Annotated in this window: 7 protein-coding genes and 2 pseudogenes; 7 read left to right on the forward strand and 2 right to left on the reverse strand. The window is 62.6% G+C overall.

The window, feature by feature from the left end; translation table 11 throughout:
- Window positions 1-226, forward strand: a 226-nt coding sequence (locus HLUSI_RS27300; protein ID WP_040503227.1) for a nucleotide-binding domain containing protein, incomplete at its 5' end; no start/stop codon positions are given.
- A gap of 101 nt (window positions 227-327) precedes the next feature.
- Window positions 328-1,035, forward strand: coding sequence for a transcriptional regulator NanR (locus tag HLUSI_RS0106525; RefSeq protein WP_029363207.1), 708 nt, complete (start codon window positions 328-330; stop codon window positions 1,033-1,035).
- A 30-nt stretch (window positions 1,036-1,065) separates the two neighbouring features.
- Here HLUSI_RS0106525 and HLUSI_RS0106530 read toward each other — a convergent pair whose 3' ends face one another.
- On the reverse strand, window positions 1,066-1,920 hold the full coding sequence (locus HLUSI_RS0106530; protein ID WP_016833224.1) for an alpha/beta hydrolase: 855 nt from the start codon (window positions 1,918-1,920) through the stop codon (window positions 1,066-1,068).
- A 23-nt stretch (window positions 1,921-1,943) separates the two neighbouring features.
- On the reverse strand, window positions 1,944-2,852 hold the full coding sequence (locus HLUSI_RS0106535; protein ID WP_016833225.1) for a LysR family transcriptional regulator: 909 nt from the start codon (window positions 2,850-2,852) through the stop codon (window positions 1,944-1,946).
- Between the two features lie 170 nt (window positions 2,853-3,022).
- Between HLUSI_RS0106535 and HLUSI_RS0106540 the strand changes: the two genes are divergently transcribed.
- From HLUSI_RS0106540 to HLUSI_RS27310, 5 genes and pseudogenes are all read left to right on the forward strand, one after another.
- A complete protein-coding gene (locus HLUSI_RS0106540) occupies window positions 3,023-4,339 on the forward strand; it encodes an MFS transporter (RefSeq protein WP_016833226.1) in 1,317 nt (438 codons plus the stop codon).
- Between the two features lie 32 nt (window positions 4,340-4,371).
- A complete protein-coding gene (gene hmgA / locus HLUSI_RS0106545; protein ID WP_016833227.1) occupies window positions 4,372-5,718 on the forward strand; it encodes a homogentisate 1,2-dioxygenase in 1,347 nt (448 codons plus the stop codon).
- Complete coding sequence (gene fahA, locus HLUSI_RS0106550) at window positions 5,715-7,055, forward strand: fumarylacetoacetase (protein ID WP_016833228.1); 1,341 nt, start codon at window positions 5,715-5,717, stop codon at window positions 7,053-7,055. Before hmgA ends, fahA begins: the two co-directional genes overlap by 4 nt.
- An 18-nt stretch (window positions 7,056-7,073) precedes the next feature.
- Window positions 7,074-7,555, forward strand: a pseudogene (gene maiA, locus HLUSI_RS27305) (maleylacetoacetate isomerase); the annotation flags it as partial.
- A gap of 2 nt (window positions 7,556-7,557) precedes the next feature.
- A pseudogene (locus tag HLUSI_RS27310) lies at window positions 7,558-7,902 on the forward strand (glutathione S-transferase C-terminal domain-containing protein); the annotation flags it as partial.
- Window positions 7,903-8,214 lie beyond the last annotated feature (312 nt).

Raw genomic sequence — 8,214 nt, forward strand, 5'->3', positions numbered from 1 at the left:
GAGGGTGGCGATTGCCGGCGGGGACAGTTCAGGCGAGGTGGCCGGCGCCCTCGACATCAGCGCGCTCAGCGTGTGCGCCGCCATGTCGCCGGGCGCACCCTTGTGTCGCGCCTGGTCGGATAATCCGCGTCGCGACGGGCTGGAAGTGGTTCTCAAGGGCGGGCAGGTCGGCGCACGCAGCTTTTTCGGCGATGTGCTTGAAGGTGCGTCGCCGGTTTCCGCGTGATCCTGGCCTGATTCGTGAGCGAGGGCAGTAAAATTGATGTGCTAAAGTCCCATATCAATTTTCATTCACGCCTTATTCAAGCTGACGCAATGACGCAAGCCATGCCGGAAACCATACAGCGACGCAAGTTATATCAGGAAGTCCTGGAACGCCTGATGGAGCGCATCCATAGCGGCGAACTGCCGCCCGGGTCGCAGCTGCCGTCGGAACGCGAACTGATGGAGCAGTACGGCGTCGGCCGCCCTGCGGTGCGCGAAGCGCTGCAGGCGATGGAGCGCTCCGGCTTTGTCGAGATCGCCCACGGCGAGCGCGCGCGTGTCGTCGATCCGACCGCCGACCGGCTGATCGCCCAGATCGCCATCGGCGCCCAGCATTTGCTGCGCACCAAGCCCGCCATGCTGGGACATCTCAAGGAAGCCCGCGTCCTGCTCGAAACCAGCACCGCCCGCATGGCCGCCGAGCGCGCCACGGAAGAACAGATCGCACGCCTGCGCCTGAGCATTGCGCAGCACCGCGCGTCCATGGTCAACCTGGAAGAGTTCATCGAACGCGACATGGCCTTTCATCGCGAGATCGCCGACATCAGCGGCAATCCTCTTTTTCCGTCCATCGTCGAATCGATGTTCAAGTGGGCCGGAGAGTTTTATTTCACGCTGGTGCGGGCGCCGGGTGCGGAAGAACTCACGCTGGCCGAACACCAGCGTATCGTCGACGCCATCGCCGCCCATGACGGCGATGCCGCGGCAGAGGCAATGCGCAGTCACCTGATGCGCGCCAACGCGCTGTATCGGGAACTCGGGCAGCAGTAAGAGCAAGCAATAATCTGCCAGGAAATCTCTTCAAGCGCGGATCAGCGCCACCAACGCTTGCGCCAGTTCATTATCCTTGTCGGCCAGTTTACTGATCACATCCAGATGGTGGCCGTCGGCCAGCCTGACTTGCCGTACCGGGAATCCGGCCGCCTGCAAGGCCAGTCCATATGCCGCCAACTGACGATGGAATTCGGTGGATTCGGCGCCGCCGGCGGTTAGCACCACCGGTATCGGCAGCCGCGGCAAATGATGCAACGGACTGAATTGCCGTACCTGGAGCTGATCCAGTTGCAGCGCCTCATTCAGATAACACAGTCGGATCGGCTCCAGGTCATAGAGCCCGCTGACGCCGCACAATCCCTTCACGACATTGTCCGGTAATCCGGCATCGCGCCATTCGGTCGCCGCCACCATGGCCGCCAGATGGCCGCCTGCCGAGTGTCCGGCGACATAGATGTCGTCGGCATTGAAGCCCAGTTGCGCCGCCTGTCGATACAGCCACGAGACCGCCAGGCGCACGTCGCCGACGATCTCGGACATGTCGACCTCGGGAGCCAGCCGGTAATTGATCATGGCCACGGCGATGCCGGCCTCGTGGCAAGGCCCGGCCAGGTGGCTGAAGTCGTCTTTGTCCAGCGAGCGCCAGTAGCCGCCGTGGATGAACACCAGCAAGGGCGCATCGGCCTGCGCCGCCGGGAAATAGTCCAGCGCCTGCAGGCGATGCGTGCCGTAATGCAGGTTGGTGCGCACTTCATGCTGCTGCCGATACGCGCGCGCGGTTTCATTCCAGCTGTCGAAGATATCCTGAAAGCGCGGAATGCCGGCGCGTACATTGTATTGGCGGTCGAGCTGATCGCGGTCGTAGTGCAGGTAATGCTTCATCGCGCCTCCTGGATCCTGTTTTTCTATTGTTCTGCAAAGTGCTCGGAAATGAATCCGCGCAGCCATTGGTTGCCTTCGTCCTGGTTGAAGCGGCGGTGCCAGAAGATATTGGTCTGCAGCGACGGCAGCCGCAAGGGCGGACGAATGTATTGTAGGTTGAACGGTTGCGCCGCGCTCTCGGCGAGTTTCTGCGGCACCGTCACGATCAGGTCGGTAGTGCTGACGATGTAGGGTACGGCAGTGAAATGCGGCACGCGGAAATTGACGTTGGTGCGGATGCCGGCCTTTTCCAGGTTCTGGTTGATGCGGTCGTACGGACTCTCCAGCGAGGACACCACCAGATGCTGCGCCGCCAGGAAATCCTTCATCGTCACCGTCTTGCCGCTCAGCGGATGACCCTGGCGGAACATGCTTACATAGTTCTGGCGAAACAGCCGGCGCTGGTACAGCGCGCCCGAGACGTTGTCGAAGGCGCCGATGGCGAGATCGACGCGACCGGATTCCATCTCGCTCTTGAGGTCGATGGCGCCGGCGCGCACCGTGCTGATCTGGATGCCGGGTGCGAGCCGGGCGCAGGTCTCGATCAGCAGCGGCATGAAATACACCTCGCCGACGTCGGTCATGGCGATCGTGAAATGGCGCGCGCTGCCGGCCGCCGAAAACGCTTCCTGCCGGTTCAACGCCTTCGACACATGCATCAGCGCCGCCGCCACCGGGTCCGCCAGTTGCTGCGCGAACGGCGTCGGCTGCATGCCTTGTGCGGTGCGTACGAACAACTCGTCGCCGAAGGTGCGGCGCAGGCGCGCCAGCGCATTGCTGACGGCCGGCTGCGACAGGTTCAGGCGCCGCGCCACCGAGGAAATCTGGCGATCCTGGAAGACTTCCTGAAACACCACCAGCAGGTTGAGGTCGATATCTTTGGGTTCGATCATGCGGTCGTGATGTCCTTCTTACTATTATTCACAATATCAATGGACTACATTTACCCATTTATATCGTAAAAGCCGGATCATTGCAGCATTCATAAAAAAATGCGGCGTCACCCGGCACATTGTCATGCGGGCAAGTCGCGACCATCCACAATCATTCAGGAGGAGCAAGGATGCAATCCGCCGTCATCAATGTCGACCAGGTCGTCGAGCAGAGCCGGTTCGGCCCCTTTCAATTCGGACTGCTGCTGCTGTGCGGCCTGTGCCTGATCATCGACGGGTTCGACATCCAGGCCATGGGTTACGTCGCGCCCGCCATCATCGGCGACTGGCACGTCAACAAGGCCAGCCTGGGCCCGGTATTCGGTGCCGGCCTGTTCGGCATGCTGCTCGGTTCGCTGGTGCTTACGCCCGTGGGCGACAAGTACGGCCGCCGGCCGGTGCTGATCATTTCCACCTTCTTCTTCGCCGTCTGCATGCTGCTGACCACGCGCGTGCAGACCATCGATGAATTGCTGATCCTGCGCTTCATCACCGGCTTCGGCCTCGGCAGCATCATGCCCAATGCGATGGCGCTGGTCGGCGAATTCAGCCCGAACAGCTCGCGCGTGACGCGCATGATGCTGGTGTCGTGCGGCTTTACGGTCGGTGCAGCGGTCGGCGGCTTCGTCAGCGCGGCACTGATCCCGGCGTTCGGCTGGCGTTCGGTATTCCTGGTCGGCGGCCTGATCCCGGCGGCGCTGGGCGTGGCGATGCTGCTGTGGTTGCCGGAATCGATCCAGTTCCTGGTGCTGCGCAAGCGTCCGATGAAACAAGTGGCGCGCTGGCTCAACAAGGTGCAACCCGGTTTGCAGGTCACTGAAAGCAGCACCGTGGTCGTCAAGGAAGCCCGCAACGACGGCATGCCGGTAGCGGAGCTGTTCCGCGACGGTCGCGCCGGCGTCACGCTGCTGCTGTGGCTGATCAGCTTCATGAACCTGATCAACCTGTATTTCCTGTCCAACTGGTTGCCGACGCTGATCAAGGATGCCGGCTATTCGACCGGCGCCGCGGTGCTGATCGGCACGTCGCTGCAAGTCGGCGGCATCGTCGGCACGCTGACGCTGGGCTGGTTCATCAATCGTTTCGGTTTCACCCGCGTGCTGGGCAGCTGCTTCGTGGTGGCGTGCGTCTTCATCGCGCTGATCGGCCATGTGGCCGCCACGCCGGTTCTGCTGTTCATCTGCGTGGTGGTGGCCGGCTTCTGCGTGGTGGGCGGGCAGCCTGCAGTGAATGCGCTGGCCGGTACTTTTTACCCGACCCAGCTGCGCTCGACCGGCATCGGCTGGGCGCTCGGCATCGGCCGCGTCGGCTCGGTGCTGGGGCCGGTCATCGGCGGCCAGCTGATCGCCATGCAATGGGCCAACGGTTCGCTGTTCATGGCCGCTGCTGTGCCGGCGATCGTGTCGGCGCTGATGGTGGCGCGCCTGCATTGGTATCGCCCGCAATAGTTCAGGAATCAGTTTTTTGAGAAGGACGCATCATGAATACGCGTGCAGAATCTTTCATCGCCAAGGCTGCGATCAACACGGTGGGTTACCAGTCTGGCTTTGGTAATGAATTCGCGACCGAGGCGCTGCCCGGCGCATTGCCTGCCAACCAGAACTCTCCTCAGCAAGTCGCCTACGGCCTGTATGCCGAGCAGTTGTCCGGCACCGCCTTCACCGCGCCGCGCGGCCACAACCGTCGTTCGTGGCTGTACCGGATTCGTCCGGCGGCGATGCATGCGCCGTTCGAGCGCATGAGCAACGGCCTGATCGATCGCTTCGACGACGCCGAGACGCCGCCCAACCAGTACCGCTGGGATCCGCATGCCATGCCGGACGCGCCCACCGATTTTGTGGCGGGCCTGATCACCATGGCCGGCAACGGTTCGCCCGATGCGCAGACCGGCTGTGCGATTCATTTGTACGCGGCCAACCAGTCGATGACCGACAGCTATTTTTATTCCGCCGACGGCGAATTGCTGATCGTGCCGCAAGCCGGTCGCCTGCAACTGCTGACCGAACTGGGCGCCATCGACATCGAGCCGCAGGAAATCGCGGTGATTCCGCGCGGCGTGCGTTTCCAGGTCAAGCTGCCCGACGGTTCCGCGCAGGGTTACGTTTGCGAAAATTTCGGCGCGCTGCTGCGCTTGCCCGATCTCGGCCCGCTCGGCTCCAACGGCCTGGCAAATCCGCGCGACTTTTTGACGCCGCATGCCTGGTACGAAGACCGCGAAGGCGACTTCAGGCTGATCGCCAAATTCGGCGGCAACCTGTGGCAGGCGAAGATCGGCCATTCGCCGCTGGACGTGGTGGCGTGGCACGGCAACTACGCGCCGTACAAATACGACCTGCGCCGTTTCAACACCATCGGCTCCATCAGCTACGACCATCCGGATCCGTCGATCTTCCTCGTGTTGCAGGCGCAGAGCGACACGCCGGGCGTGGATACGCTGGACTTCGTGATCTTCCCGCCGCGCTGGCTGGCGGCGGAAAACACCTTCCGTCCGCCGTGGTTCCATCGCAACGTGGCGAGCGAATTCATGGGCCTGATCCACGGCGTGTACGATGCCAAGGCCGAAGGCTTCCGTCCCGGCGGCGCCAGCCTGCACAATTGCATGACCGGCCACGGCCCCGACGGCGCCACGTTCGAGAAGGCCATTCGCAGCGACACCAGCAAGCCGGACAAGGTCGGCGACACCATGGCCTTCATGTTCGAGACGCGCAACATCATCAAGCCGACGCGCCACGCGCTGAGTTCGCCGACGCTGCAAAAGAACTATTACCAGTGCTGGATGGATATCAACAAGCACTTCAATCCACAACATCGTCCGGAGCAACAATGAGCATCACCCTGAATGAAACCCACGACGCCGGCCTGCGCAGCTGGGTCGTCTCGGCCAATGCCGCCGGCAATGATTTTCCGATCCAGAATTTGCCGTACGGCGTGTTCCGCAGGAAGGGCCGGGGAAGCGAGGAAGTGTTTCGTGCCGGCGTGGCCATCGGCGACAGCATCCTCGACCTGCGTGCGGCGTTCGAAAGCGGGGCCTTCGCCGGCTTCGGCGAGACCGTGCACAAGGCCATCGTTGCTGCCACCGCAGGGAGCAACCTGAATCCGCTGATGGAGCTCGATGCCGCAGCATGGTCGGCCCTGCGCCTGGCCCTGTCGACGCTGCTGCGCGAAGCTTCGGTGCATCAGTCGCAACTGGAAGCGGCGTTGGTGCCGCAGACGCAAGCCGAACATGCCTTGCCGGCGCAGATCGGCGACTACACCGATTTCTATACCTCGATCCATCATGCCACCGCGATCGGCAAGCTGTTCCGTCCCGACAATCCGCTGCTGCCGAATTACAAATGGGTGCCGATCGGCTATCACGGCCGCTCGTCCTCGATCGCGGTGTCGGGCCAGCAGTTCCGCCGTCCGCTCGGCCAGCTCAAGCCGCCGACGTCCGACACGCCGGTGTTCGGCGCCTGCAAGCGTCTCGACTATGAAATGGAAGTCGGCGTCTTCATGGGCCATGGCAACGCCATCGGCGACGCCATCGGCATCGGCGCCGCCGAGTCGCACGTGTTCGGCCTGTGCTTGTTGAACGACTGGTCGGCGCGCGACGTGCAGGCGTGGGAATACCAGCCGCTCGGTCCTTTCCTGGCGAAGAATTTCGCCTCGACGATTTCGCCGTGGATCGTCACGCTGGAAGCGCTGGCGCCGTATCGCGCCGCGTGGACGCGCGACGCCGCCGATCCGCAGCCGCTGGCTTATCTCGATGCACCGGACTTGCGCGAGCACGGCGCCTTCGACATCCAGCTGGAAGTGCTGTTGCAAACCAAGGCCATGCGCGACGCCGGCACTGCGCCGCAACGTCTGTCGCTGGGCAATTTCCGCGATGCCTACTGGACCGTGTCGCAACTGGTGGCGCACCACACCGTCGGCGGCTGCAACCTGCGCGCGGGCGACCTGCTCGGTTCGGGCACGCTGTCGGGACCGACGCCGGAATCGGCCGGCTCGCTGCTGGAGCTGACTGCCGGCGGCAAGCAGTCGATCAGCCTGGACAACGGCGAAACGCGCATCTTCATCGAAGACGGCGATACCGTCGTCATGCGCGGCTGGGCCGGCCGCGAAGGCCTGCCGCGCATCGGCTTCGGCGAGGTCGCGGGCACCGTGCTGCCGGCGCGCGCGATTTAACATCAGGAGACGGCGACCATGACGATACATCTCTACAGCTATTTCCGCAGCTCGGCATCGTACCGCGTGCGGATCGCCCTGCATCTCAAAGGCCAGTCCTACGACACCGTGCCGGTGCATCTTCTCAACAACGGCGGCGAGCAATATGCGCCGGCATTCAGCGCCTTGAATCCTCAGTCGCTGGTGCCGGTGATGGAGGAAGAAGGGCGCCACATCACGCAGTCGCTGGCGATCCTGGAATATCTGGAAGAACGCTTCCCGACGCCGGCGCTGCTGCCGCCGGGTTTGCTGGACCGCGCCCACGTGCGCGAGATTTCGCTGGCGCCTGCGACATCCATCCGCTCAACAATCTGCGCGTGCTGCGCATGCTCAAGCAGGAGCTGGGCGTGAGTGACGAGGTCAAGCAACAGTGGATCCAGCATTGGATCGCGCTCGGCTTCGGCGCGCTGGAGAAGCAGTTGGCGGCCAGTCCGCGGCGCGGCCGTTTCTGTTTCGGCGAGTGATCGCCTGCGACATCCATCCGCTCAACAATCTGCGCGTGCTGCGCATGCTCAAGCAGGAGCTGGGCGTGAGTGACGAGGTCAAGCAACAGTGGATCCAGCATTGGATCGCGCTCGGCTTCGGCGCGCTGGAGAAGCAGTTGGCGGCCAGTCCGCGGCGCGGCCGTTTCTGTTTCGGCGAGTCGCCGACCATGGCCGATTGCTGTCTGGTCCCGCAGATCTTCAATGCCCGGCGATTCAATGTCGACATGACGCTTTATCCGACGCTGGTTGCGATTGAGGAAAATTGCAACGCGCTGAAGGCATTTCAGATGGCGCAACCTTCGGCGCAACCGGATGCGGCGTAATTTCTTGTAGCCTCGTTCGAGGTGGTTTTCGGCGGCGCAGAAATAAAAAAGTGAAAAAAGCGCCGTCGGCAATTTCCTCCCTGAATCTGTCCTGAACATCCGTCCGGCGCAATGCCATTGCCGGTTCTCGGTGATGCCTGTTGGAAATTTACCAAAGTTTTGTCGCCTGGACGTGCCGCGCATCCTGGAAATGGCGGGGGCGCCAGAGATTGCCGGTATAATTTTCTGCGCTATCGATAATAAAAAAAGACGCACAAGTTCCGATGGTAAAAAAGCAATATTGCAGGCGCTGGCAGCGTCTGCCCATAAAAC

The sequence above is a fragment of the Herbaspirillum lusitanum P6-12 genome (assembly GCF_000256565.1).
In the GTDB taxonomy this organism is placed as follows: Bacteria; Pseudomonadota; Gammaproteobacteria; order Burkholderiales; family Burkholderiaceae_D; genus Herbaspirillum; species Herbaspirillum lusitanum.

Excerpts from the sequence above, each read along its gene's own strand:
- HLUSI_RS0106525 (WP_029363207.1), top strand. The coding sequence starts at position 328 with ATGCCGGAAACCATACAGCGACGCAAGTTATATCAGGAAGTCCTGGAA.
- HLUSI_RS0106530 (WP_016833224.1), bottom strand. The coding sequence starts at position 1,920 with ATGAAGCATTACCTGCACTACGACCGCGATCAGCTCGACCGCCAATAC.
- HLUSI_RS0106535 (WP_016833225.1), bottom strand. The coding sequence starts at position 2,852 with ATGATCGAACCCAAAGATATCGACCTCAACCTGCTGGTGGTGTTTCAG.
- HLUSI_RS0106540 (WP_016833226.1), top strand. The coding sequence starts at position 3,023 with ATGCAATCCGCCGTCATCAATGTCGACCAGGTCGTCGAGCAGAGCCGG.
- hmgA (WP_016833227.1), top strand. The coding sequence starts at position 4,372 with ATGAATACGCGTGCAGAATCTTTCATCGCCAAGGCTGCGATCAACACG.
- fahA (WP_016833228.1), top strand. The coding sequence starts at position 5,715 with ATGAGCATCACCCTGAATGAAACCCACGACGCCGGCCTGCGCAGCTGG.